The sequence below is a fragment of the Candidatus Hydrogenedentota bacterium genome (genome assembly GCA_018005585.1).
Classification (GTDB): Bacteria; Hydrogenedentota; Hydrogenedentia; order Hydrogenedentales; family JAGMZX01; genus JAGMZX01.
This window is the reverse complement of record JAGMZX010000082.1, coordinates 1-26,063: the sequence shown is the minus strand read 5'-3', so window position 1 is coordinate 26,063 and position 26,063 is coordinate 1. Positions and strand designations below refer to the sequence as shown.

Annotated in this window: 22 protein-coding genes; 10 read left to right on the top strand and 12 right to left on the bottom strand. The window is 62.4% G+C overall.

Going from position 1 to position 26,063, the window contains the following annotated elements; translation table 11 throughout:
- Nucleotides 1-466: NADPH-dependent assimilatory sulfite reductase hemoprotein subunit (locus KA184_14300; protein MBP8130747.1), on the bottom strand; the 466-nt coding region annotated here is incomplete at its 3' end.
- A gap of 311 nt (nucleotides 467-777) precedes the next feature.
- Here KA184_14300 and KA184_14295 point away from each other — a divergent pair.
- Genes KA184_14295 through KA184_14280 form a run of 4 tightly spaced genes read left to right on the top strand, consistent with a single transcriptional unit; the run spans nucleotide 778 to nucleotide 3,988 of the window.
- Complete coding sequence (locus KA184_14295; GenBank protein MBP8130746.1) at nucleotides 778-2,046, top strand: glutamate-5-semialdehyde dehydrogenase; 1,269 nt, start codon at nucleotides 778-780, stop codon at nucleotides 2,044-2,046.
- On the top strand, nucleotides 2,039-2,635 hold the full coding sequence (gene nadD / locus KA184_14290) for a nicotinate-nucleotide adenylyltransferase (protein ID MBP8130745.1): 597 nt from the start codon (nucleotides 2,039-2,041) through the stop codon (nucleotides 2,633-2,635). The genes KA184_14295 and nadD overlap by 8 nt, the downstream gene beginning before the upstream one ends.
- The gene (yqeK, locus tag KA184_14285; protein ID MBP8130744.1) at nucleotides 2,622-3,209 is read left to right on the top strand and encodes a bis(5'-nucleosyl)-tetraphosphatase (symmetrical) YqeK; all 588 of its coding nucleotides are present in this window, start codon (nucleotides 2,622-2,624) and stop codon (nucleotides 3,207-3,209) included. The genes nadD and yqeK overlap by 14 nt, the downstream gene beginning before the upstream one ends.
- On the top strand, nucleotides 3,206-3,988 hold the full coding sequence (locus KA184_14280) for a class I SAM-dependent methyltransferase (GenBank protein ID MBP8130743.1): 783 nt from the start codon (nucleotides 3,206-3,208) through the stop codon (nucleotides 3,986-3,988). Before yqeK ends, KA184_14280 begins: the two co-directional genes overlap by 4 nt.
- 18 nt (nucleotides 3,989-4,006) lie before the next feature.
- Here KA184_14280 and KA184_14275 read toward each other — a convergent pair whose 3' ends face one another.
- Nucleotides 4,007-4,300: a hypothetical protein gene (locus KA184_14275; GenBank protein ID MBP8130742.1), complete on the bottom strand. Its 294-nt coding sequence runs from the start codon at nucleotides 4,298-4,300 to the stop codon at nucleotides 4,007-4,009.
- A 354-nt stretch (nucleotides 4,301-4,654) separates the two neighbouring features.
- On the opposite strand from KA184_14275, the gene flgK reads away from it, so the two are divergent.
- Together flgK and KA184_14265 are read left to right on the top strand one after the other, a co-directional pair.
- On the top strand, nucleotides 4,655-6,373 hold the full coding sequence (gene flgK, locus KA184_14270) for a flagellar hook-associated protein FlgK (protein ID MBP8130741.1): 1,719 nt from the start codon (nucleotides 4,655-4,657) through the stop codon (nucleotides 6,371-6,373).
- 102 nt (nucleotides 6,374-6,475) lie between these two features.
- The gene (locus KA184_14265) at nucleotides 6,476-7,666 is read left to right on the top strand and encodes an aspartate/tyrosine/aromatic aminotransferase (GenBank protein MBP8130740.1); all 1,191 of its coding nucleotides are present in this window, start codon (nucleotides 6,476-6,478) and stop codon (nucleotides 7,664-7,666) included.
- 30 nt (nucleotides 7,667-7,696) lie between these two features.
- Here KA184_14265 and KA184_14260 read toward each other — a convergent pair whose 3' ends face one another.
- Together KA184_14260 and KA184_14255 are read right to left on the bottom strand one after the other, a co-directional pair.
- Nucleotides 7,697-8,641 carry a nucleoside hydrolase gene (locus tag KA184_14260; protein MBP8130739.1) on the bottom strand — a complete coding sequence of 315 codons (945 nt, stop codon included), beginning with the start codon at nucleotides 8,639-8,641 and terminating at the stop codon, nucleotides 7,697-7,699.
- A gap of 89 nt (nucleotides 8,642-8,730) precedes the next feature.
- Nucleotides 8,731-9,720 (bottom strand): endo alpha-1,4 polygalactosaminidase, encoded by a 990-nt coding sequence (locus KA184_14255; GenBank protein ID MBP8130738.1) that lies wholly within the window; start codon nucleotides 9,718-9,720, stop codon nucleotides 8,731-8,733.
- Nucleotides 9,721-9,870: 150 nt separating this feature from the next.
- Here KA184_14255 and KA184_14250 point away from each other — a divergent pair, with 150 nt between their 5' ends.
- Entirely contained in the window at nucleotides 9,871-12,570 is a 2,700-nt protein-coding gene (locus KA184_14250; protein ID MBP8130737.1) for an alpha-N-acetylglucosaminidase C-terminal domain-containing protein, read from the top strand.
- A gap of 20 nt (nucleotides 12,571-12,590) precedes the next feature.
- On the top strand, nucleotides 12,591-14,450 hold the full coding sequence (locus KA184_14245; protein MBP8130736.1) for an O-antigen ligase family protein: 1,860 nt from the start codon (nucleotides 12,591-12,593) through the stop codon (nucleotides 14,448-14,450).
- On the opposite strand, the gene KA184_14240 is transcribed toward KA184_14245, so the two are convergent.
- From KA184_14240 to KA184_14225, 4 genes are all read right to left on the bottom strand, one after another.
- Nucleotides 14,442-15,908, bottom strand: a complete 1,467-nt coding sequence (locus KA184_14240; GenBank protein MBP8130735.1) for a tetratricopeptide repeat protein — start codon at nucleotides 15,906-15,908, stop codon at nucleotides 14,442-14,444. The two genes, KA184_14245 and KA184_14240, sit on opposite strands and share 9 nt — an antisense overlap.
- A 65-nt stretch (nucleotides 15,909-15,973) precedes the next feature.
- A complete protein-coding gene (locus tag KA184_14235; protein ID MBP8130734.1) occupies nucleotides 15,974-16,288 on the bottom strand; it encodes a hypothetical protein in 315 nt (104 codons plus the stop codon).
- A gap of 53 nt (nucleotides 16,289-16,341) precedes the next feature.
- Nucleotides 16,342-17,625, bottom strand: a complete 1,284-nt coding sequence (locus KA184_14230) for a GAF domain-containing protein (GenBank protein ID MBP8130733.1) — start codon at nucleotides 17,623-17,625, stop codon at nucleotides 16,342-16,344.
- Between the two features lie 2 nt (nucleotides 17,626-17,627).
- On the bottom strand, nucleotides 17,628-18,620 hold the full coding sequence (locus tag KA184_14225) for a M28 family peptidase (GenBank protein MBP8130732.1): 993 nt from the start codon (nucleotides 18,618-18,620) through the stop codon (nucleotides 17,628-17,630).
- A 553-nt stretch (nucleotides 18,621-19,173) separates the two neighbouring features.
- Between KA184_14225 and KA184_14220 the strand changes: the two genes are divergently transcribed.
- Nucleotides 19,174-20,811, top strand: a complete 1,638-nt coding sequence (locus KA184_14220; GenBank protein MBP8130731.1) for a hypothetical protein — start codon at nucleotides 19,174-19,176, stop codon at nucleotides 20,809-20,811.
- Nucleotides 20,812-20,947: 136 nt separating this feature from the next.
- Nucleotides 20,948-21,904 carry an aldolase catalytic domain-containing protein gene (locus tag KA184_14215; protein ID MBP8130730.1) on the top strand — a complete coding sequence of 319 codons (957 nt, stop codon included), beginning with the start codon at nucleotides 20,948-20,950 and terminating at the stop codon, nucleotides 21,902-21,904.
- A gap of 91 nt (nucleotides 21,905-21,995) precedes the next feature.
- Here KA184_14215 and KA184_14210 read toward each other — a convergent pair whose 3' ends face one another.
- The 4 genes from KA184_14210 to KA184_14195 all read right to left on the bottom strand — a co-directional run.
- On the bottom strand, nucleotides 21,996-23,765 hold the full coding sequence (locus KA184_14210) for a hypothetical protein (protein ID MBP8130729.1): 1,770 nt from the start codon (nucleotides 23,763-23,765) through the stop codon (nucleotides 21,996-21,998).
- A gap of 16 nt (nucleotides 23,766-23,781) precedes the next feature.
- Complete coding sequence (locus KA184_14205) at nucleotides 23,782-24,738, bottom strand: metallophosphoesterase family protein (protein MBP8130728.1); 957 nt, start codon at nucleotides 24,736-24,738, stop codon at nucleotides 23,782-23,784.
- Nucleotides 24,739-24,826: 88 nt separating this feature from the next.
- Nucleotides 24,827-25,633, bottom strand: coding sequence for a flagellin FliC (locus KA184_14200; GenBank protein MBP8130727.1), 807 nt, complete (start codon nucleotides 25,631-25,633; stop codon nucleotides 24,827-24,829).
- A gap of 200 nt (nucleotides 25,634-25,833) precedes the next feature.
- On the bottom strand, nucleotides 25,834-26,063 hold a 230-nt coding region (locus tag KA184_14195), incomplete at its 5' end, for a hypothetical protein (GenBank protein ID MBP8130726.1).

Below are 26,063 nucleotides of genomic sequence, written 5' to 3'. Positions count from 1 at the left end.
GCGCCATTGTGTTGCGGACCACGTCGCCGCAGCCGCCAAAGGTCATGATCTCGCCCAGCGTGTTCAGGTCATGAATCAGCGGGCGCAGGCTGCCTTTCAGCACTCCGTGGAATTGAAAGTCCTGGCGAGATGTTGCCCGCAGATCACCCTGGCCGTATTTCACGCACAGGTCGTCGCAGAGCAGGTACTGTTCCGCAGAAATTCGCCCGCCCGGAAACTTCGTGCGGACCATGAGCCGGTAGTCCCGGTCCAGCCCCTGCTTCTTGCGTGAGAGCCGCGTGTCGCGGTTATCCTGCTGATACGAGCCGTGATGCTTCAACAACTGCACATTGTCGTCGCTGAAATGGTCCGTAGGCTGTCCCAACTCCTCGGCAATCGTGCCATACAACCCTCTGCTGGCCCGCTTGATCTTCTCCGTGCCGGACAGTTGCGCCACGTCGCCCTGCGACTCGATGAGATTCGCCATCTCCAATGCTCCTTGTACGCAGTGTATAAAAACCCCCGGGCATTCTCTGCCCTGAAGCTTCAATTCTAACAAACATTATAGGGTATATCAAGTATTCCCCGGCGCTCACCTGTAAGCGCTTGCGGTGGCGTACTGTATGGTCTGCCGGCCATTCGGGGCAAGTTGGGTGTTTGGACGCCAGGGACCGTGGGGACATGAGAACGGTATTCACAGAGCGGACCCCGTCTATTTTTCCGCTGGATGCCCCGGCGCGGTTGCGTCTGGCATAATGACGGCCTCTGCAACATTGAAACCACGGGAGGCGCCCAGCCATGGCGGCGGAAAGCAAGACCCTGCAGGAAGAGCTGCTGCAAATCGGACAACAGGCGCGGCGGGCAAGTCATATGCTGCGTTCGCTATCTTCGCGCGTGAAGAATGCCGCCCTGGAACGCGTGGCGCGCGAATTGCGCGCACAGGCCGAGGCGATCAAGGCAGCGAACGCACAGGACCTCGAGTCAGGCCGCGCGAAAGGGCTTTCGGGCGTAATGTTGGACCGGCTCGAGTTGAATGACAAGCGGATCGAAGCCATGGCACAAGGGAACGAGGCGGTGGTGGCGCTGCCGGACCCGGTCGGCGACATCGTGCGCCAGTATGTGCACCCGAACGGGCTGCGCATCGCGCAGATGCGCCAGCCGATTGGCGTGGTGGGCATTATCTACGAAAGCAGGCCCAACGTAACGGCAGACGCGGCGGCCTTATGCCTGAAATCGGGCAACGCGACGATCCTTCGCGGCGGTTCGGAGGCATTCCATTCGAACCTGTGCATTGCGCGCATCTTCGCGGAGGGCGCGATGGCCGAGGGCGCGCCGCAACATGCCGTGCAGATAATCACCACGCCCGACCGGGCCGCTGTCGGTGAGATGCTGAAGCTCGAACACCACATCGACCTCATCGTTCCGCGCGGCGGCAAGAGTCTGATCGCGCGCGTGCTCAACGAATCGCGCATCCCGGTCGTCGCTCATCTGGACGGCATCTGTCACACCTACGTGCACGACGACGCGGACCTCGACATGGCCGTGCGCGTATGCATAAACGCGAAGCTGCAGCGGCCTGGTGTCTGCAATGCGATGGAGACCCTGCTCGTGCATGAGAAAGCCGCACCGGAATTCCTGCCGCGCGTGATGCGGGCGCTGCACGACTCCGGCTGCGAACTCCGCGGCTGCGAACGCACCCGCGCCATCATGGATTGCACGCCGGCCACGGACGAAGACTGGGTCACGGAGTATCTTGACAAGATACTCTCGATTCGCGTCGTGGACTCGATTGACGCGGCCATCGAGCACATCAATACGTTCGGGTCGCATCACTCCGACGCGATTATCACCGAAGGCTACGCGAGCGCGGAGAAGTTTCTCGAAAAGGTGGACAGCGCGACGGTGTATGTGAATGCGTCCACGCGCTTTACCGACGGCTTCGAATTCGGGCTGGGCGCGGAGATCGGCATCAGCACGTCCAAGCTGCATTGCCGCGGCCCCATGGCGCTCGAAGGACTCACAACGCTCAAGTACGTCATCCGCGGTTCGGGGCAAATTCGTGAGTAACATCGAGCGCATCGGCGTCTTTGGCGGCACTTTCGACCCGGTCCACAAGACCCACCTTGACATCGCCCGCGCAGCGCGCGACCAGGCGCGGCTCGACCGCGTCTTGTTTGTCCCGGCCGCTTCGCCGCCGCACAAGCGGGACGAAGGGCTCACGGATGCCGAAGACCGCTTCGCGATGGTCGCCGCGGCGATTGAAGACGAGCCGGGGTTCGAAGCGTCCCGCATCGAGATTGACCGCAAGGGCCCGAGCTATACGGTCGATACGCTGGAAGCGCTCGGCAGCCTCTCCCCGCAAGCAACGTTCTTCCTGATCATAGGATTCGACTCCTTGCTCGATCTCCCTAAGTGGCGGCGCGCGGAGGAAATCGTCGCGCGGGCACGGCTGCTCGTGGCCCCGCGCGCCGACAACGGCACACACGTGCGCGCGCCCTACGCGGACCGTTGCCAGATGCTGCGCCTGCCCGCTTCGCCGGTCTCCTCGACGGAAATCCGGGAGCGTCTCGCAGCCGGGGAAGACGCCGCCGCGTGGATTCCCGCGCCCGCGTTGCGCGTCATCGCGGAACGGGGACTGTACCATGCCCATCGTTAAGACGCCGGGCGCCAAGGAATACGTGGCGCTGGTACGCGGCCGGCTGCCCGCGGAGAAGGCGCAGCACTGCATCTTCGTCGCGGAGTTTGTGTCCTCCTTTGCGGACCAGGCCGGGGTGGACCATGACCTGGCGGTCACCGCGGGATTGCTGCACGACCTGTGCCGCACATTGGACAACGAAGAGCTGACGCGGCGCGCGCGCACGTTTGGCATCCCGATTCGCCCTTGGCACGAGGCCAAGCCCAACCTGCTGCACGGCCCCGTGGCCGCCGCGGAAATCCGGTACGAACTGGGACTCGACAACCCGGATGTCTTTGACGCCGTCTATTGGCACACCACGGGGCGGCCCGGGTTCAGCAGGTTGGGGCAGGCGTTGTACGTGGCGGACTTCAGCGAACCGGCGCGCAGATATCCCGAAGCGGCGCGCACGCGGGAAATGCTGCGGCGCGATGGTTTCGAAGCCGCTCTCCGCTATGCGGCGGAGACGCGGCTTCTGTTTCATCAAAACAAAGCCGTCCTCGACCCGGCGAGCGGCGAATTCCTGCACTGGCTGAACGAGGGATGCGCCCCATGAACGTGCAGGACTCGCTCGAAGGGCTGGCGCGCTATTACGACGTGCTCATGGAGCATGTCGATTATAACCACTGGGCGGCGGTTGCGCTAACCCTCGGCGAACTGCTGCCCGAGGGTTTCTGTCATCTCGACGTTGCTTGCGGCACGGGCACGCTGATTCGGCGGCTGCGCGGGGAAGGGTGGCGCAGCATGGGCGTGGATTTGAGTTTCGCCATGCTGCGAGCGGGCCGCGCACAAATGAAACAGCGCGTAACGGCCGCCGCGGATATGCGCGCATTGCCGGTCCGCGGCAGGTTTCACCTTGTCACCTGCCTCTTCGACAGCCTGAATTTCCTGCTGCAAGGAGACGAAGTGGCGGCTGCGGTGCAGGGCTTCGCGGATGCGCTGGAGCCCGGCGGCCTGGCCTATTTCGACATCGTGACGGCCCGCATGGTCACAGAGCACTTTGCGGGCCGGTCCTGGTCGGAGAAGAACGGCAAATTCGAGACGGTCTGGACCAACGCCTACGACCCGGTCACGGGCATCGCCGATTCGCATATCCGGGTGAATACCGGTCCTGCTTGCCTGATTCGCGAGCGCATTTACTCGGAGCGCTTCGTGCGCGAGTGTCTGAAAGCGGCGGGCTTGGCTGTGCTGGCCGCGGTCGACGCCGACACTTGGCGCAACCCGACGCGCCGCACGACACGCATAGATTTTGTGGCCGCGAAGACGCCCGCCCGGACGCTGGGTCGACGATTTGCGGAGATACGGGAGCGGGTGCGGCAATTCAGCTGCCGGTAAGCCATGCGGCGCAGGCCATCACGGCGTCACGAGGGGAAACATCTTCCGCGCCACTTCCACGACCACCTGCTGTATGCGGTGCGCGCCGCGCGCGAGTTCCTCTTTCGCCTGGGCGACCAATTCCTGCCGGATATCCCCCTGCCCCGCCAGAACTTCAAAACGCGCCCGTTCCGCGGCGGCAAGCGCGTCCGCGCTGATGACGACCCCGTCGGTGTCCGCCCCGCGGGCGGTTGCGCCGGCGTTGCGCGCGGCCCGAGCGCCGGATTTGTCCGGCAGCGGCGCACTGGCGTTCATGGCATCCGTAATCAACATAGGTTTTCGCCCTTTTTCTCAGACGCTCCACACCGAATATCGGCAGGACTGCCGCCCACTTTAATCTGACCTTTACCGAACAGCCGTTTGTGCCGTCCGTAGCATTTCACGGTTCTGCCGCTGCCCACCAGCACCCCCCTGTCTGCCTGACGCGCCTTCCGGCATGGGTGGCCGGGAAAGCACAAGAGAGCAGCTTTTTCCGCCCATCGGCAAGCTTTGCCACGGCCGGGGATTCCGGTCTATTGCGGATCGATTCCAACCAATTGCGCTAAAGGCACTTACGAGCTTGCCGATAATTGGAACGGCAGTTGCTCTTTTTTGTTGCACAAAAATACACAAGACCAGGAGAACGCCGTGGGAACGCTATTCAGCGCCTTGGATATCGGCCGCGCCGGTCTGCAAGTAGCGCAAATCCAGTTGGACGTCACGGGCCACAACATCGCCAACGTCAGCAAGATAGGCTTCTCCCGGCAGCGGGTAGAATTAACGACGCGGCTTCCTCTCTACACGCCATACGGCGCCATTGGCCGCGGCCCCGGTATCTCCGGGATCGAACGGCTGCGCGAGAGCTACCTGGATTTTGTGTACCGCCAATCGTCCCAGGGTCTTGGAAGCGCGTCGGTGTGCGCCCGGTATTACGCGCGCATAGAGGATATTTTCCAGGAACCGGGCGACATCGGTTTCGGCACGCGCCTCGACGCGTTCTTTGATGCCCTGGGCGAGTTCTCGACCCATGTCGAGGATGTCCCCGTGCGCGTATCGCTGCTCAGCGAGGCACAGGCGCTGGCGGCGGGCCTGCGCCAGGCCGCCGAACGGCTCAATACGCTGCGCACCAACGCCAACGAGGACGTCCGCGGTCTCGTGCCGGAGGTGAACTCGCTCATGTCGCGTATCGCGGAACTCAATGGCCGGATCCGCGACGTCGAGCTGACAGGCATCCGCGCAAACGACCTGCGCGACGACCGCGACGTGCTGATTGACGAACTCTCTCAGTTGACCAACCTCACGTATCGCGAGCGAGACGATGGTCAGATCGACATTACCGTGGGCAGCGATATGGTCGTCAACGGCGATGAGTATCGCGAAATGCGCGCGGTCAGCACGACCACCATCGACCCCGCACGGCCCGATTTGCTCGAAGTGCGCTTCACCGACACGGACCAACTGGTCACCATCACCGGCGGCGAACTCTTCGGCGCGCTTGATATCCGGGATAACGTGCTCGTCGGCGTGGATAGCCGCCTGGACGACCTCGCGCGTACGCTGCTGCATGCCGTGAACCGCATCCATAGTTCCGGCAACGGGCTCACAGGCATCGGCGTGCCCATGACCTCGACCTACGCGGTCGCTAGCCCGTTCGCGCCGTTGACCCTGGCACAGTTGCCCTTCGAAATCGAGGACGGTTCGTTCGAGGTCTACGTATACGACAGCGCGGGCAATATCGTCGATTCGGTCACCGTGCCCGTTGTAGCCTCCGGCAATCCAGCGGACCAGACCACGCTGACGGACATCGAGACCGCCATCAACGGCCTGACCGGCATGTCCGCACTCGTCGGGCCGGACGGCACGATCACCATCACGCCCGATGCGGGGTTCACGTTCACGTTCGCCAACGATACATCGGGCGCACTCGCGGCATTGGGACTGAACAGCTTCTTTACGGGCACCGATGCCTCCACCATCGACGTGAGTCAGTTGCTGCTGGACCACCCGGAGTACGTGACTTCGGCGTACAGCACGGACCCGCTCGATACGGGCGACAACACGGCAGCGCTGGACTTGGCCGCGCTTCGCAACGCGTTGCTCCTCGCCGGAAACACGCAGACGTTTGCTGACCATTACCAGGGCACCGTCGTTCAGGTCGGCATCGACACGCGCGCCAACGACCAGACACTGAACGTGGAGCAATCGTTCGTCGGCGACTTCGACCGCCGCCGGCTGGAAGTGTCCGGCGTGAGCCTCGATGAAGAGGCCACCTTCCTGATTCAGTTCCAGCGCGCTTTCGAGGCTTCCGCGCGTGTCATCACGGTGGCGGACCGCATGCTTGAAGCGCTCCTCAATGTGGTCCAGTAACGGCGGGTTCGGCCCGGACTTGTGACCTCGCGGCTGTTGCGCTATGATCCCGTCTGGGCAGGGGGCAATAAATGGAACAACGGGACCGGAAGGAACTGCACCATGTTCGAGCAACTTGAGATGGCGCCGCCCGATGCGATTCTCGGTTTGACCGAGACATTCAAGAAAGACCCGAACCCCGACAAGATCAATCTGGGTGTGGGCGTCTACAAGGATGCTCAAGGCAATACGCCAGTTCTGGAAAGCGTCAAACAGGCGGAAAAACGGCTCCTGGAGGTCGAAAAATCCAAGAGCTACCTGCCCATCCCCGGTGCGCCGGAGTACGGGCTCGAAGTGCGCAAGCTCTTGTTCGGCGCGGACCATCCATTCACCGCGGGCGGCGCCGCCGTCACCGCGCACACACCGGGCGGCACGGGCGCGCTGCGTGTGGCCGCCGATTTCGTCAAGCGCTGCAATCCGGCGGCGCGCGTCTGGCTGAGCGACCCGACGTGGGAAAACCACGCCGCCGTGTTTAACGCCGCCGGTATCGAGACAAAGACCTATCCCTATTACGACCACGCGGGCAAGCGTCTCGCGTTCGACGCGATGACGGAGGCGCTGTCACGTACGCCGGGGGGCGACGTGGTCCTGCTGCACGCGTGTTGCCATAACCCGAGCGGGATGGACCTTGACGCGGAGCAATGGCGCGCACTCGCGCAGCTTTCCGTGCAACGCGGTTTCTTGCCCCTGATCGACTTCGCGTATCAAGGCCTCGCCGAGGGACTCGAGGAAGACGCGGCCGGCGTGCGGGCCATGTGCCGTCCGGGCCGTGAACTGGTCGTGTGCAGTTCCTTCTCGAAGAACTTCGGGCTGTACAACGAACGCGTGGGCGCGTTGACCGTCGTGGGCAGCGACAAAACGGCCGCGGACAAGGCCTACAGCCATATCAAGCGTTGCATCCGCACGAACTACTCGAATCCGCCCGCGCACGGCGGCCAGATTGTGCTCACGGTGCTCGGCGACGGTGGGTTGCGCGGCCTGTGGGAACAGGAGGTCAAGTCGATGCGCGACAGGATCAATGGCATGCGCCAACGGTTCGTGCAGACTCTGGCCGCCAAAGGCGTAAAGACGGATTTTTCGTTCATTACGCGGCAGCGAGGCATGTTCTCGTTCTCGGGCTTGAATCGCGAACAGGTCGCCGCACTGCGCGACCGCTACGCGATCTACATCGTGGGATCGGGCCGCATCAATGTGGCCGGCATGACCGAGGGCAACATGGACCGCCTCTGCGACGCCATCGCGAGCGTCCTGTAACCGGGCGCACCCGCGGCGACGAAGACCGCGTTACGGTTGCGCCTGCGCTGCCCCGGTCAAGGCCGCGACCAAGAGTTCCTCGAAAGCGACGCGGTCTTTCCAACGCAACGCGCAACGGACCGGACGCCCCGTTTCGTCCGGTATGGTGTTGCCTTTGTCATCGATAATCAGCGTCACCGTCTCCAATTCCATCGCCGCGTCCGCGAAGCAGAGGTACGTCGCCGTCGTGTCGAAGAGCGCGCTGCTCGCGTCCGCGCCGTAATGGTCCCGGTTCGACCATGCCTGATAGTTCTCGGTCACGACACGCGCGAGCGGTGCGCCCGATTCCGCGACCGCGAGATACCGCTCTCCTTCGAGCGTCAGCGTCCCATTGATGTCCAGTGGCGCCATGACGATCTCCCATGGCGCGGCAAAGACGGCGCGCGCGGCCTCCACGTCCTTGTGCACGTTCCATTCCGGCACGCGCCCTTCCTTCCCGGCATAACCGATGTGGACACTTCCCGCCATGGACACCACCCGCGCCTTGCTCGCAATACCGGGGTCGCGCCGCAATGCCTCGCGCAGGTTCGTCTGCGGCCCGATAACGCACAGCGTCACAGTCACGGGACTCGCGTTGATGCAATCGATCATTGCCTGAACACCATCTGCGTGCACCTTCCCCTCATAGGTTGCCAAGTCATAATCGCCGAGCCATTGCGCCTGATGAATAGCGTTGTCGCTCGTCTTCACGCCCGTGCCCAGGGGAATATCCGTGCGCGCCACGTATTCGAGTATTTTCGCCACCAGCCGCGTCTTCGTCGGCGTATCGTCCGACGCCGTTACGATAAGCTTCAGGTCCACGGTGTCCATCCCGAGCAACATGGCAAGCGCCCATGTGTCGTCGATATCATCACCCAAGTCCGTATCCAGGATAACCGGGACCGGCTCCGCTTGCAGGGTGATGGCGAGCAGTGCGGCAGGCAGTAACAGGGTCATGACGCGTTCCCCTTTCTTGAACAGGACTGTCCATGCTGTTGCCGTACTTTACCGGCCTATCCCGCCCGTTTTCCACCGGACGCCCCGGGTTAGCGGGCCTCGAAGTACTCATAGGCGTCGATTATGTCGAGATACACGCCGTCGAAACCAGCGGCGAGAATGCGGTCAAGATACGCGCCCGGACCGCCGTAAATGACAGCCTGCCAGCCGGGCTCCCAATAGCGCACCTTGTAGTTGCCCTCCCAGTCGGGATTTTCCGCTTCGAGCCACGCCGGATTGCCCACGGACCAGCCCGGCTGCCAATAGTAGCGATAGTCCTCGGCTTCGCCAATGCTCATGTAACACAGCACCAGCCGCGCGCCGCCGTTCGCCTTGCTCTTCAGCGACGCCAATTCCTGCGGCGTCAACGCGGTTTCATCGAAGAACAGATCGATGATGAGCAGGTCGTAGTTCGTGTTCGCGATCGCATCGAGATAGGCAGAGCGCGAAGCGAATGCGTTTGGATCGAGGACATAGAGGAAATTGCGCGCATCGCTAAGCAACGCAATGTCTCCCGCGTGGACGTTGTACGGCGCTGCGGGATAGGGCGGAATCGAGTCGAGGTCACGGTGGTTCGCCGCAAACGAGATGAATCCGCGCGATGCGGCCCACGCACAGGAATTGTCGACGTACGCGTTTGTCCAACAGTAGTCGGTGATCAGCGCCTCGATCCCCTGATCCTCCGCAAGGTCGAGAAGCGCGAGCATGGCGTCGCGTTCCGAGGCAGGCGTGGGCGTATTGTCTTGTTCGTAGCCGTAGAAGAGGTCCTCGCGACCTTGGCCGTCAATCGCCGCGACGTACGCGTCGCTCAGCACGCCGTCGCCGGTTCCGTCGCCGGTCAGCAACGCTTCGCCATTCTGCGGCACGACGATGAAGTCCGCGTCGGTTGCTCGCGCATACGCCGCGATGTTCTCCACGAATCCGCGCATATCTTCGCGATAATCGCGCTCGTCTTCGCCTTCTGGCGGGCACGCCGTCACCAGCCACGCGCACAACGCCGCCGCAAGCAATGTCGCGCATTCCATTCGATAACGACTCATGGCGCCACCCTCCCGGACCGTACCGGGCGAGAAGTCTCAGATTCCCGTTCGGCCGCCCGTTTCCTCGAACACACCACACGAGCGTATTATAACGCCATTCGTAATCATTGCGGCGCTTGCTGCCCGGTATCTGTGGCGCGAAACGGGGAAATGACTGCCCTGAGTACGGAGGATTCGACCCTGAAACCCTATCTGTCTGAAATGCATTGTCGACCCGTGCGCCAATCGTGCGCGCTGCAATACAGCGCGGCGCGGTATCCGGCATTGGCCCTCGTCCTGCTCTTCGCGTGTCGTCCGGCGGCAGCAGACCCGGCGGAGGCCGCCCGCGCGCTTGCACAACGTCTCCTGCCAAACCATGCGGAGGCGTTCGTGTTCGAGCCCATCGCTCCGGACGAAGGCGGCGATGTCTTCGAGATCGAGACGCGCGATGGTAAGGTGGTCCTGCGCGGCACAACGGGCGTGGCGATGGCGTCAGCCTTGAATCACTATCTCGAAACCTACGCAAACGCGGAGATATCCGTGTTTTGGGGCAACCAGACGGAACTGCCCGATCCTCTGCCGGGCGTTGCGGAAAAGATCCGGGTCGTCTCGCCGTTTCAATACCGCTACTGCTTCAATTATTGCTGTTTCAGTTATTCGATGGCGTGGTGGGACTGGCCGGACTGGGAGCGCGCAATCGACTGGATGGCGTTGCACGGGATCAATCTGCCGCTCGCGGTCACGGGCCAGGAGGCGGTGTGGCAACGGGTCTGCCGGGGGTTGGGGCTGAGCGCAGAGGAACTGCAATCTTTCTTCGTTGGGCCTGCCTACCTGCCCTTCGGCTGGATGGGCTGTATCGACGGCTGGGGTGGTCCACTGCCGCAAGACTGGATCGACCGCCACGCGGCGCTACAGGAGAAGATACTCGCGCGCGAACGCGAACTGGGCATGAAACCCCTGCTGCAAGGATTCACGGGCCATGTGCCCGCCGCGCTGAGGACGCATTTTCCCGAGGCTGAGTTCCGGCAGTTGCCGGCCTGGTGCGGTTTTCCGGGCACTCTGTTTCTGGACCCGGCGGATCCTCTCTTCGAGCGGGTGGGAAAACTCTTCGTCGAGGAACAGACGCGCCAATTCGGTACGGATCATTTCTATGCTTCGGACACGTTCATCGAGATGAGCCCGCCAAGCAACGACCCCGCATTTCTGGAAGAAATGGGCAGGGCGGTCTATAGGGCCATGGCCGCTGCGGACCCGGAGGCCGTCTGGGTCATGCAGGGCTGGCTGTTCGTCAATAACCCTCATTTTTGGAAACCGCCGCAGGCCAAGGCGATGCTCGGGGCCGTCCCGGATAACCGGCTGTTACTCCTGGACCTCTACTGCGAAGTATCGCCCGCGTGGCAGAAGACGGAAGCCTTCTACGGCAAACCGTGGGTGTGGTCCATCATCCAGAGTTTCGGCGATCAGGTGAGCTTGCACGGCGGTCTGCCGCAAATTGCAGAGGGCGTCCAGGCGGCCCTCGCTTCGCCCGCGCACGGACGCCTCGAGGGCATGGGGCTCCTGATGGAAGGACTCGGCCATAATCCGGTTGTGTACGACCTGTTCAGCGACTTGGCGTGGCGTCCCCGCCCTATTGACCTTTCCGACTGGGCCGGACATTACGCGCAACGCCGCTACGGGCGCGTGGACGCCAACGCCGAGAGGGCATGGCAGCGGCTGTTGCATACCGCCTACCGGACGCCGGGACAGCGTGGTTCCGTCGTGTGCGTCCGTCCATCCCTCGAATCAGGGGGGGCGTGGGGCAGCCTGGACCGCGCCTATGATCCTCACGAACTGACCGGAGCGTGGGAGGCACTACTTGCCGGAGCGGACGCCCTCGGCAATCTCGACAGCTATCAATACGACCTTGTTCATGTCTCCAGGCAAGTACTGGCGGATTACGCCGCCGTGCTGCAGGGGGAAATCGTGGCAGCGTATGAAGCTCGCGACCTTGCGGCGCTCGACGCGGCAGGAGGCCGGCTTCTCCAACTGCTGCGCGACATGGATGAGTTGCTTGGCACCCGCCGGGAGTTCCTTTTGGGCGCGTGGCTGAACGCAGCCAAGCGTTGGGCCGTCACGGAGGATGACAAGAGGCTCTACGAGTGGAACGCGCGCAATCAGATCACCCTTTGGGGACCCGCGGACGGGGTTCTGCATGACTACGCGAGCAAGCAATGGAGCGGCCTCGTCCGGTCGTTCTACCTTCCGCGCTGGGAACGTTTCATCGCGGCGCTGCGAGATGCGATTGACTCCGGGAAACCGTTTGACGCGCCGGTGTTCGAGCGCGAATTACAGACTTGGGAGGACTCGTGGACCCGGGGGACGGAGACCTACCCGGATACGCCGCAAGGCGATGTTATCGCGCTGGCGCGCAGGCTCTGGATACAATACAAGGATGTTGTTGCAACGCCTGACGCTTTGAGTCTGACCACCGGCAAGCCCGCGACTTGTTCGGCGTTCCTGCCGCCGCATGCACCGGAACGCGCTAACGACGGGTGGCGCAACGGCACGTCCCGGTATTGGGCCACCGACATAACCACTGACCCGGCAGCGTGGTGGCAGGTGGACCTGGAGAGCGCCGTTAACCTGGGACGGGTTGTCGTCGTTTTCTACTACGGGGACGTGCGCTCCTACGCTTTCGTGGTTGAGGTCTCGACGGACGGCGCGGCCTGGGACACCGTGGCTGATTACCGGGACAATCCGCAGCGCGCAACGCGCAACGGCGTGACCTGCACGTTCGCGGCGCGTCCCGCCCGGTACGTGCGTGTTACCGTGACTTCGAACACGGAAAACACGGGCCGACACTTGGTCGAAGTCATGGCGTTTGCACAGTAACGCGAGAGGCGAGCCTGCTTGTGACACAAGACACCGGAGAACCCGTCTGCGAATCACAGCGCGAGTCTGCCGCCGAAGACAAGGCTGCGCCCGAGGATTGGGGCACGGCCTTTCAGGGGGCCTTGCCCGAGTTCGTGCTGCCAGAAGCCTGGCCGCGCCGCATTGGCGACCTGTGGTGCGGCGGTATGCTATGTCTGACAGTCGTGGCGGTAACGCTCGCTCACTCCTATCGCGTCGTCACCTACGCACACGCGAAGGAGTTCGTGCTCAGCGCGGGTGTGGCCATTTCCGCGCTCGGCCTGCTGTTCCGCGGCGGCCTTTCCTGGCGCGGGGCGCGCGCCTTGCTCCCCTTGTGGTTCTGTCTGCTTGTCGCTGTCGTCCTGGCCCTTGGTCCCCTCTTCGCCCGTCTGCCTTGGCGCGTGGTCGAGGAAGCCACACGTCTCGCCGTACTGCTCGCGGCAGCCCTGGCCGCCTACGACCTCACGGAGCAACGCGCATGGCGCGCCCGTTTGCGTATGGCCCTTGAAACAAGCGCCGTCCTCGCCGCGGCCTTGGGTCTCGTCCAGTACTTGCGCCTCGCGCCACACTGGTTTCCCGTCTTCGAAGGCAATGACCAGCGCGTGTATTCCGTTTTTGCCAATCAGGACCTGTTCGGCGGCTACATGGCTTTCGGGCTCGCCCTGATGTTCCCGCGCCTGCTCGGCGAGGGCAAGACCGGGTCTCGCGCTCCTTGGAGACCGGCCCTTCGCCTGTCCGCCTTCTCGCTGGTGTCGGTTGCACTGCTGCTGTCCGCTTCCCGCAGCGCATGGCTTGCCGCCGCGGTGGGTATGGCCGCCGGTTGCCCGTGGCGGCAACTGCGGCCCGCGCGCGCCGCGATCGTCCTCCCGTTCTCCGCTGGTATCATCGCGGTCACGGTCTGCCTGGCGCCGGAACGCACCATCGATCGCATGACAAGCACGTTCGGCCCGGAAGACGACGGCGGCAACCTCCGCCTCTGGTTCTGGGACGGGGCCGTCCGCATGTTTCGCGCTGCCCCCGTGGCCGGAGTAGGTCTGGGCAACTATGCCTACTGGAGCCCCTATTACCAGGGGAAGGCACTGGATGCCCCCGGCGGCGAGCGTTATGCGCACAACGGCCTGCACACGACGGACGCCCATTGCGAACCGGTCCAACTGCTCGCGGAGACGGGACTCGCCGGTTTCGCATGCTGCGCCTGGATGTTTGCGCGCCTGCTGCGTCGGCGCGGCGCCGAATGGGGCGGCCTTGCCGCGCTGCTTGCCTTCGCGTTCTTCAACGCCGGATTCCACAGCGCGCCTCACGCGCTGGCCGCGCTCCTGCTCGCGTGTATTCTGCTCGCACGCGGGCGCTACACGCGCCTTCACGAACGCGATTCCGGCGCGCTTGCCATGACGGTCTTCACGCTGGCCGCGGCCCTGTTCGCCGCGACCTGCTGGACCGGCACGCTGCCGAGCTGGCGGCTGGCCGCGGCGGAGAACGTGCATGTCCGGGGCGGCGATTCGGTGAAGCTCTATGAACACGTGCTGGCACACCCTTGGCCCAATCCGGAAGCGCGGGAAGAGTACGGCATGGCCCTGTGGGAGAATGGCGCCGCGAAGGAAGCGCATATTCAGTTCCTGTTAGCCATGGAAGGGCTCGACACGGCGCGCCTGCATCTGCAGCTGGGTCGCTCCGCCGTGGAACTCGGCGATCTCGATGGTGCGGTACGCGCATTCGAGGCGTGCCTGTGGCGCTGGCCCTCGAATGCTGAAGCGTGGCAATGGCTTTATGCGCTCACGACCCCGGAACGGCGCACCGCCCTTGAAGAGCATGCCCGGCGCTGGCGGATACCTGTCGCGGCGGCCGGCCCGGGTTCAATCTAGTCTGTGCCGGAGCAGTCCTCTGATGCTTACTTCGGCCACGGCTGCTTCAGGACCGCTAATCTTGACCCGATAGCGCTTGCCGGGTTCGATCCGGTAGGTCTTGGTGTAGGTTCGACTGATGTCCGTGTCAAAGCCCATGGTACTGCCCTTGTCATCGAGAAAATCGAAAACAAGCCCCCCCGCACCCGACTGCGGCACAATAGTGATAGTTGCCGTACTCCCATAGTGATCAAGCCATACTGAACCGCTCCGCGACCAGGTAATCATGTGGTCCGCGGGCAGTCTTTCGGTCAACGTCCGCTGACATTCCAGGCCTAGACCCGCGTCGTCGTAGCGGGCGTATGCGATGACCGCCGGGAGTTCGGTGACGGGATTGAATGGCGCGCCCGCGCGGATGTATTCGGCTGCGGCAAACGAAAAGACAGCCACCACGGGCACAATCACGAGCTGCAGTCCCCAGACCATGAGCGCCTGCCCCACTTTCCATCGCAACAAACCGAGAAATAAGAAGAGGGAAAGGACAGCCGCGAGCACAAGCACCGGAATCAATGCAGCCGCGGATATGCACGAGCCGAGGAACGTCAGGCCTGCCAGGAACAGCCCGGTCAGATTGATCGCGCCGAAAGAAACCGTCATGTTGTTGAGCAGGTAAAGCGCCAGATGAAGGACCAACGGCCATACCAGCACAAGCACGATTCCGGTCGCGAGGCGGCTTCCCGCCAACTCATACTGGTAAAACGACATCAGGGCGTCCCCGGACTCGTCCGGCGTCATGACAAGCGAGCGGAACCCGAGCGCAAATGCCGCCAACAGCAACACACCTACGCCAATGCCCGCTGCCAGGCGCAGCGTCTGCGGATCAACGAGCGGTTGTCCAGGGGTCTGGGCGCGCATGCCGGCACGTGACGCGCGCACCGAGAAGATAGGGGCCTTGCACTGCCAGCACAATTCCGCCTCCAGCGTATTCTGCGCGCCGCAGTTCGGGCATGTCTGGCCCGGATGCAGATTGATGCCGCTGTCCGTGCCGACCAGATTCAAATCAAAGGTGGGGGTTTTTGCCGGTTTCTCGTGCAGCCGTTTCACGGCGCTCTCCGCGACGGAATGCTTCGGGTCGAGTTTGAGGACTTCATCCCAGGCCCGCGCTGCCTCCTCGCGCCTGCCGGCCGTCTCGAGCACCCGCGCCTCCTGCTCGCGCAGCCCTATTTCATTTGGCCAGGTCGCAACTCCGTACTCGAGGTCCCGCAACGCCTCTTCGTAACGGCCCAATCTGTAGTAGGTCGCCGCGCTGTACCGGACGACATGCAGCTTCTCCCGCCATTCATTGCGTAACACTTGCAGATGTTCCAACGCCAGACGGTACTCACAGGCGTTGTACAACTTCTTGGCCAGGAGCCACCGTTTCTCGTGGTCATTCGGATTCTCTTCCACATACTGGGTCAGTTCTTGCAGGTCCGTCATGGCTCCACCATGCCTTTCATCGCGCCGCGGCACGATGCATTACGGAAGCGCACGCAAGGGCTATGCTACTTCCTCTTCTTATTCTTGCGCCGCGCGGTCTCTTTCCGGCGCGCGGCCACGCGCGTCACGATACTGTTCAACCCCCACGTAACAAAAGCCGCCGCGACCGCCGCCAGGACCAGTCCGAACGAAATCGTGGCGACCCTCGTCGAAATCTGCTCATAGGTAAGCAGGCGTGCAACACGAATCCCGGGATAGGCCAACAGCGCAAAAACCACCATCCAGGCCGGCCATCCCAACGCGTCGATGTTCTTCAATGATTTCAACCATCGGCGCACGGGCACCCACCAGTCCCTCTTCCCTTTCCGCTCTTTTGGCATAATTCCTCATCTCTGCTTAGGTCTCGTGCCTTCTGTTCAGCATGGCGCGGCGGTCAGCCCGCAACCACTGGATTGACCGGTTTCTCTGCGCGGCCCGGCACCGTAATGCGAAAAAGCGCCCCCCCGCCGGGCTGATCCTCAAGCGTCAGGTCACCCCCGTGTTCCCGCGCAATCTTGCGGCTTACCGCAAGCCCCAGGCCCGTGCCCCGCGACCCCTTAGTCGAGAAGAACGGCTCGAAGATGCTGTCGCGCACCTCCATCGGCACGCCCGGGCCGTTGTCTCCAATGTCAAGCACCGCGCCACCGTCAGGCGTGGCGCGCGCCGTAATGGTGATCCTGCCGTCTTGTGCGGGCACCGCGTCCGCCGCGTTCGTCAATAAGTTGAACAGGCACCGGTGAAGCGCCTGCCCGTCTACGGGGACGGGACCCGTGAGAAAAGCCGTGTCTATGGCAATCTCGACCTTCCGCTGGACGAACAACTCGGCAAAGCTTTGCCGCACTTCCTCGATAAGCGCCGCGAGGTCGCAGGGCTCGCGGCGGGGCTCGCGCGCCTTCGAATACGTGAGCATGTCCTGTACCACGTTCGAAATCCGCTTGGTGCTGCGCTTCACGATCGGCCACGTGCGCTCGAGCATGGCGTAGTTCTTCTCATGCAGCGCCTGCTCGATAAGGTCGGTTGCCCCGCTCATGCTGGTCAGGATGTTCTTGGTGTGGTGCGACATGCCCGCCACCGCCTGACCGATAGCCGCGAGACGCTCCTTGCGCAGTCCAGCTTCGATCAACTGCGCATTCACGATAGCCGATGCCGCCAGCGTGGAGAACATCTCCATAACATGCAGGTCCGCGGTCGTAAAGGCAGGTTCGCCGATCTTGTTCACGACCTCTATGACGCCGATCAGCTTCTCCCGGTCCATCATGGGCACGGCTAGCAGGCTGTGGGTGGTGAAGTGACTTGCCTCATCGGCCTCGCGGTAAAAACGCGGGTCGGCTTGCGCATTGGGCACACTGATAGACTGGCGCGTCGCGGCGGTTGCGCCCGCAATACCTTGCCCCAGTTTCAATCGGACATCCCGGATCAGCGCGTGCTGGTCGCCCTTGTCGCCGAGTGCGACCTGAAAATACAGTTCCTCCTTCGCCTCGTCATACAGCATGAGCGAACAGGCTTCCGCATGCGCGACCGCGCGGCTCTCGAGCATGATCTGCGCCAGAAGCGAATTCAAGTCCGTGATGACCGAAATAAGCCGGTGTACGCGGTAGAGAGCTTCAACGATCTTCTTCGTTTCATCCAGGGAAGCATCGTGAAGCCACGTCGTGTCCCCGTGGTACCTAATGGACATGATTACCCTTCGGGGCCGGCCTCAGGCCGGCCGTCAATAGATGGTAGTGCATGATATAGAACGTCGGCGACAGCCTGCAAACTCTCGCCGCATACGCGGTCCTGCGTATCCCCCGCCGTGCGCCAGTAACGGTCGTGTTCGAGCCGCGACCCGCCGAAACTGAAGTCAATTAGCGCCAGGCACGGGATCCCTGCGTCGCGGAATGGAATGTGGTCATCGCGGAACGCGTAGGCCGCGGCCCTGAAGTGTTGCCCGTGCCCTTGGTCCCGGGCCACGTCCCACACCAGTTCCCGCAGCCATGCCGGTGCGGCGGGGTCCTGCGCGATCCCGAGGTAATAATCGCCAATGCGCGACACGGCTATCGCCGCGGCCAGCTGGCCAAGTTCGCCGCGTGCCTCAAGATCTGCCACCAGCGCGCGGCTGCCGTACAACCCATCCCGGCCTTTGCCGTCTGGCCACTCATGACCATCGCACCAGATATACCAGAGCGAACGGCCCTTGCACTCCGGGCCTATGGCTCGCGCCATTTCCAACAGCCAAACCGCGCCTGCCCCGCTTGCATTCGCGCCGATGAAAACAAAGTCAGTGACCGGCATCGTGTCATAATGCGTAATTATCGCAGTCGCCCCAGGCCGCCCGCCACGAGAGGCTGCGATGAGGTTCGTCATGGATATGTGCCCCTGCGGTGTATCTGCTTCGAAAGCGTGCTCCCGCACCGGGAAGCCCGCTGCGCGCAGTTGGCTGCTCAGCCAGCGCCGGACGGACGCGTTTGCATCTGAATTGGAAGGGCGCGGTCCGAACGCGAGCATCGTCTCGAGGTCGCGCATGGCGCGACGATGATCAAATGGACTCAGGGACCGTGTCAGAATCACACGCTCGCGCGCGTCGGGCTGCAATCCATGTTTCAAAGCAACGGACGCGAAGTAGAGCCCGGCAAAAGCCAGAAGGCCCAGGACGAGAATAACCTTGACCGCAATCTTGCCTGAAGCATGCATACGTCATGCCCTGTGTGCCGGATACGATGTCGCAACGCGGCGTGCTCCCGCAAGCGTAACACACTGCGCGGGTTGACTCATGAAAAGATTGTATGCAATTCTTCTGCGAGCATATTCGGGCGCGTTCACAAGGGCCTCCGAAGTGAACCACAAAGGAAGGGTGCGGGATTCATGGCCGGAGAGGTGCTGCTTGCGCCGCGTGCATCACAGCAAAAAGCCAGCGCAAGAAATCGGCACAACGGATGTCATGCACAACCTCCGGCATGGGATGTCTTGAATAGCGCATCGGGTTATCGGTTTCTGGAAAGGGCTTCGCTCGCTGGACAACCGGCGCGGGCGCCGGCCGCGGAGCCGTGAATCTCCGCCTCAGCACTCGACCTGACATGCTTCGAATTGACATGCAACGTTATTCTTGTCATTATAGTTTGCTAAGAAGCAACCCTATCTGGCAGAATGGGTTTTGAATCATGCTTTTGAAGAGCGAGGGTTGCCCGCGTCTCCGGTCAAAGCGTCTTATTTGCGCTTAGGCTTTATGCAAAGGCGGGAATTGGCCATGGGGATATCGGGAAAGGTTCGGCGCCGGGCAGACAACGCGAAACGCAGTGTTGCACAATCGCGTATCGTGTTGGAGCGTTGCTCTCTGCTCTATCTTTTCGTGCCTTGGTTTCTGTTCCTGCTTGGCTGGCTCAGGCCTGTCTATTCCTTTCCATGCTGTATCCTACTCTTATTGGGACTGCAACAGACCACGCAGCGGGGCCGCGCCGCGACAGCGCCAGAAGCGTTGTCCCCTTCCCATACCGCCGCACAGGAGAAGAGGCGACACCGTGAATACCCTTGGAGCCGCCTGTTACTTTCAGCGGTCATCGCGTTGACCATCGCCTTGCTCTCGGGGATCGGCGGGTTTGGTCCCCAGTTCGACCACGACTTTCAAAAGCACAACGCCTTCCTCCGCGATCTGGTGGAGCAGCCATGGCCTCTCTGGTACGCGCAGACAGGCCCCGAGAATACGCCCGGTTTCCTCGTGACCTATGTGGCCGTTTACCTGCCCGCCGCACTGGTGGGCAAGGTATTCGGTTGGACCGCCGCGAATTGGGCGCTGGTGCTGTGGGTTGCGACAGGCACCTTGCTCGCTTCGCAATGGTTCCTGAGGCTGGTTGGAACACCCTCGCTGGTGTATGTCGTCCTTCTCCTGTGTTTCGGCGGCATGGACCTCCTGGGCTGGCTTGTAATTTCCGCCTGGCCCCAGGTATTGAAAGCAATGGCGCACGCGCCGTACCTGGACTGGTGGACCCTACACGCCGTACGCGGCGCGGCAGGCCCGGTCTGCGGCAACTACTTTCTCTTGTACTCATCGAACACGACACTTCTGTCTATTGGATTCCATCATGCGCTGCCCGGATGGATTGTCGTCCTGATGTTCCTTCACGAGGCCCTGCGCAGACGTTCCGCCACCCGATTGGGTCTGTTGTGGGCGGCGGCGCCCATCGGATCCGCTTTTGTGGCGCTGGGCATGACGCCTTTTGTGGTCCTGGCCGCGTGGCAAACGCGCCTCCGAGGCGCATGCAACTTCGTCACCTTTGTCGTGTCGCCCATGCTGTTGCTCGTGGCAAGCCTCTTCTTCTTGTCCAATGACGGCCGATTTGTATACGGGTGGCTTTGGGAGTTTCACAAGCCGCTGAGTTCCTGGCCCTATCTTTTGCTGGTGTTCTTGCTGGAATTCGGTGTTTATGCGGTCTTCTGCCCGGTGCGCTTTGACGACGGAAGCTGGCGGCCTTGGCGCGCCTGGTGGACGCTCGCGTTGCTCTGCCTGATAGCCTTTCCCCTCTATCGGGTGGGCAAAGCCTGTGATTTCCCCGCCAAGGGCATCATTCCCGCTTTGTTGACGCTCCAGGTCATTCTCGCCGCTTCAACAGCACGGGCAAAGTCGGTTTGGCGAGAGCCTCGCATGCGGTTATTCGTGCTCCTGCTTCTGATCGGCTGCGCCGGGGGCATTCACACCATCGCTCGACATGCCGCCGCCGGAATCCAGTTCACGCCTGTAGCGTTGGAAGAGGTTCCCCACGTTAATGAACTGGAACCACGGGATATCGCACCCCAACTCTTTTCCGAGGGTGACGCCTTCTTCTGGCGTGTGCTCGCCAGACGGCCATCGGGGACACCGCTCCTCGAAGCGCCGGCCGCGCGTGATTAATTCCGCCGCGCGCGCCCGCTTCGCGCGCAGACATCGCAGCATTGGCCGCGAACCTATTTGACATGCTCCCGGGCCAACGGCTAGGCTTCATTTTTTCCCGTTATTCTTCGGACCCATTCCATTACGGAGACCCGACATGTATCGCCCGCAAATCAAGGTAGTTGACTGTACCATCCGCGACGGCGGCCTGATGAACAACTGGGAGTTCCCGCGCGAGCTCGTGCGCGATCTCTTTCACAAGCTCGCCGAGGCAGGCATAGATTACGTGGAACTCGGCTATCGCGTGGACAAGAAGATGTTTCCGCCCGCGAATCACGGTGCCTGGCGGTATTGCGATGAGGCGGACCTGCGCGACGTGGCCTTTGCATGCGATACGAAGATTTCGATCATGTGCGACGTGGGACGCACGGACTATGACGCGTTCCTTCCGCGCAGCGAGTCAATCGTCAACACGGTCCGGGTCGCGACCTATGTCAAGGACATCGACAAGGCAATTCATCTCATCAACCACGTCAAGGGACTGGGTTACGAGGTGACGTGCAACATCATGGCGGTTTCGACCAACCTGGAACCGGACCTGGACGAGGCGCTGCGCCAATTGGCCGAGACAAACGTCGATGTGGTGTACCTGGTGGACAGCTACGGCTACTTCTATTCCGAACAGGTCCATTATCTGGCCGAAAAGTACAGGAATATGCTGCATGGCAAGGAACTGGGCATCCATTGCCACAACAACCAGCAATTGGCGTTTGCAAACACGGTCGAAGGGATTATTAAGGGTATCAACTGGGTAGACGGTTCTATCTTTGGCATGGGCCGCGCGGCAGGCAACTGCCCCACGGAACTACTGCTCGGCTTTTTGAAGAACCCGAAGTTCAGACTTGGGCCCGTACTCGAACTCATCGAGAAGTACTTCTTCAAGATGAAGGATGAAAGCCGCTGGGGATACGAACTGCCCTACATGATCACCGGCATCTTGAACAAACATCCGCGTACGGGTCTCGCCTTCATGAAGGACGTCATCGAAGGCAAACAGCAGAAAAGCATCGTTGATTTCTACAACATGCACATGATCCCCGACGGCGTCGATTGAGTTCCCGTGCTCTGGGGCGTTGCGCGCCACGCGGGATACCAGACTGCTCCGCAATGCCCTGCGGTGAAGGTGTTTCTCAAGCGGGCGCAGTTCACGGCTTTTGCGCGGCGATAAGCCCGAAACTGCGCGGCGGAACCGCGCATGCACCCTGTTCCAAAAGCGTTTCCGTACCGGATTCGCTCTCTCCGCCCACATCGTTCTCAGTCCATGCGCGCGCGTAAGCAGCCGGGAAGTCCTCGATGCGCGCCTCCAGCGAGCGTTCGCTCGTATTCGCCCAAAAGACCGTGTCGCCCACACGCACCGCCTTGAACCCGTCAGGGTAACTGGACACGCAGCGCCGGACCACATCGCCCGCTTTCGCGTGCCGGGTGAAACACGCGACCGCATGGTATACAGGCCGCACGGCCCAATCGCCGCCAAAATCCCACAAACCGAATCGCATGGGCGATTCCGCGCCGGGGTAGTACATTTCCTGAAGGCACCAGACGCTGAATCCCGCTGCGCCCGCGTTAAGGCCGTCGATGAAGCAAGCCGCCGTGTGCATCGCGCAGGAATACTCGCGCATCAAGGGATTCTTGTCGGGCGGCTCGGTACGCCAATCCTGCAGGCCGAATTCGGCGACTACGAACGGCTTGACGGGCGTGCGCGCGCGCAGGAGTTCAACCCGGTCCCGGAAAATACGCTCCGCAAACGGGACTTCCGGCGGGCTGAGATAGAAATGCGAGGCGAAAAGGTCCGCCAGTGCGAAGTAGTCATCGTCGCGCACGCAGTGCTGAAACCATGGCGCCCCGCGGCCGTCATCGCTGCCTGCGATGTTCACGGAGAGGCCGCGACGTTCGCATTCGGCCCGCACAAGCCGATGGATCTCGCGATAGCGATCAAACGTATTTCCCTTGGGCGCGTAAAACAGGTTCGGCTCGTTCGTCAATGTCCAATCGCGCACGCAGGTGTACCCTTTGGCCACGATCAGATGTTCCAGAAGCTCCCCGATAGCCTGCGATAGCCGGTGCGGGTCGGCGAAGACCTGCGGCATCCCCCACTCAACGCCGCATATGGTGACCCGCGCGTCGATCCGCTGATACAGGTCAAGCGAACGATAATGGCTGCGCATGTTGTCACTTTCCCAAGTGAACTCGGCCGCATCCAGATTCGGGTTCCAGTCGTGGTACCAGAAAAACATGCGGACCCAGTCCGGTTCGAGCCAGGCAACCCGCTTTTCGCGCAGGGCGACCGCAGCGTCATCAACCCCGCGCTCCGCATTCTGCATACTGTAAAACCAGCCGTCGTCCTCGAAACCGAACCCCAATAGACTGTCGCACACCACTTCGTCCGTGGCGCGCACTGTTACCATGCCGTCCTCAGGCGGTGCGGAGGCCGTGCCGAGGTCGAGGAGCCGGGGCGCGTGGAAGTACGCGTCGCCGCGCCCGTGCAGCACCAGCACGTAGCGCATCACGCAGGCGCCCGGCGGGGCCTCGCCACGGACCACAACAGGGGACCATGGCAATACTTCGCGGTTACAGTATTCTTCAGCGTGTGAGATCCGCTGGTCTTCTTGATCATAAAAGCCGATGGAAAGACCGGCGCCAGCGCCGTCGCGCAGGTCTGCGCCCAACACACGCACGGACGCCTGAAAACGCTGCCCCGGCTTCACGGGGAACCGCCGTATCGCCTGGCGCCATGAAACGTCCTGGTCCGCTCCGACGGAAATCCGGACGGCTGCGCCAGCTTCGGTTTCAGCGAGTTCGACGCGCGCGCACTCGGGCCAGACCGCCCATTGAGCGAACGACTCAGGCGTCAGCGTTTCAGGCAACAGGTTCGCAGGTTGACCAAGCAAGAACGCCAGCGCGGCAGCCCATGTCATCGTGCGTTGTCCCTTCTCACGCCGGCGCGCCGCTCCGAAGAGTAATCAGCGCGGCCTCAGGCGGGCAATTGTAGCGCACGGGCAGGTCAGTCGTACCGAGTCCGGCGGAAGTGTGTCCTTGCATGCCGTTCAGATGCCATGGGCCCATCAGGCACTGCCGGGGCACTCCGGGCGCGTTGGTCAGCACCGCGCCAATCAAGGGGAAACGGACCTGGCCGCCGTGCGTGTGGCCGCACAAGTACAGGGATACGCCATGTGCGCGGGCTTCATGCACGACCTGCGGCGTGTGCGCGAGCAGGACGCGGAAGGCACCCGCCGGCGCGCCCATCATGGCATGGGGCACACTGGCGCACTGGAAATCATGCGGGTCGTCAATCCCTGCAATCCAGACTTCGGCGCCGTTGACCTCAATCGCGGTTCCAGCGTTCACCAGGAGGCGCACGCCCAGATCCGCAAGGCCCTCCCGAAGCACGCTCACGTCATGATTGCCCAATACCGCGTAACAACCCAGCCCCACCGAAACGCCGTCCAGCACGACGGCAAGCTGCTCCCACACATGGGAGGACGGGCCGTAATATCCGAACCGGAAATCGCCGGTCATGCAACACACGTCCGCCTCGACTCCGCGCAAGCACGCGGCCACCGCGCCCGCCAATTCCGGGGCGCGTTCGCGGAAGTGAAAATCGGAGAGGTGCAGGATACGCAACCCATCAAGCGGGCCGGGCAGATTCGCGAAGCGGAAATCGAGCCGTTTCAACGAGGGCTGCATCGCATTGCGCATCCCGCGCTCGTAAAGGCCCACTGTCTGCAGCACGGCCCTCACGGACCAGACCGACAGGGCTTTGCGCTTGCTGTAGAAGGCGTCTTCATCGCCTTCGAGCATCTGGTACCGCCGCTCGATCTCGAGCCGCTTGCGCCACAGTCTTTCCCGCGCTTCGTCCGAATGCCCCGTTCCGCCGCCGGCTTCTTCCATGCCTTATACCCGTCCACGACCGCGAGCGCGGCACATGACCCACCGGCCACGGCCGCGCCCCGTAATGGTCTCTGCCGCGGGCAACTGGTCAACCGCCGAGGAGACGCAGCGCCGACTGCGGCGTCACGTTGCTCTGCGCCAGTGCGGCAAGGCCGCTTTGCTGCCGCAACTGTCCGCGCGTCCTTTCCATGACACCAAGGGCAATATCCAAGTCGCGGATACGCGATTCCGAATCGCGCGCGTTCAGCCCCTGAATCTCGCGCTGATTTATCGCATTTTCAAACCGGTTCTGCTGCGCGCCCAGACTCGCGCGATTCTGGTCGATGCGGTTCAGAGCCGTGTCTATCGTTCCAAGAGCCGCTTGCGCGCCGACCTGCGTGCTCAAGTCGACGCCGTTGATGCCCAGCGACGCGGGCGTCGACTCTGGCAGCGTGACCTGGACGCCGCCCGCGCCCACATTGATCACGGGTGTGCTTCCGTTGAGCAATTGGGCGCCATTAAACTCCGTGCCTTCGCCGATATCACCGATCTGCTCGATTAATTGCCGCGCTTCCGTATTGATTGCCGCGCGGTCCGCGTCGCTCAACGTTCCATTCGAGGCCTGAACCGCAAGTTCGCGCAGACGCTGCGCCACGTCCTGCTGCCCCGAGAGGCCCCCGTCCGCGACCTGCGCGGCGCTTACGCCGCTCTGCAAATTGCCGATCTCGACCTGCGATTGCCGTGCTAACGCGTTGAACCGGTCCGCAATCGCCAGACCCGCGGCATCGTCGGCGGCCCGGTCGATGCGCAAGCCGCCCGACAACCGTCGCAACGACGTTTCGACCAGATTATTGGCGTTGCGCGCCTCTCGGTTCGCCTTAAGCGCCGGAATGTTCGAATTGATGCGCACTCCCATCGGCGTATCTCCCGCGCCAAATGCAACACCCAGCGTGTGTGCCCTATTTCATTTCAACCCTGTCAACACTATATCACAATTCAGCGTATCTTTTCCCAAGAACCTGTCCATTTTCTTTTCCGGGAGCGCTGTAACACATTGCAAATGAGTATATTACAGGGACTGAAGAGCATGTGTGCCTGGACCCGGAACCGCGACATTCACACCTGGGAAGCGCCTCGGCCCCGCAACGCTTCCACCACCTTGCGCACATCCTGAGCGTTGTCTTTTGGCATGACGAGGACGGCGTCTTCCGTCACCACCACGACGGTATCTCGCAAACCAATGACGCCCACCGCCATGCGTTCCGCGCCCGGCGCGTTGTAGATGATACAGTCCGTGCTGTCGAGAACGGCGGGACCGCCCACGAGCAGGTTGCCCGCGGCGTCGC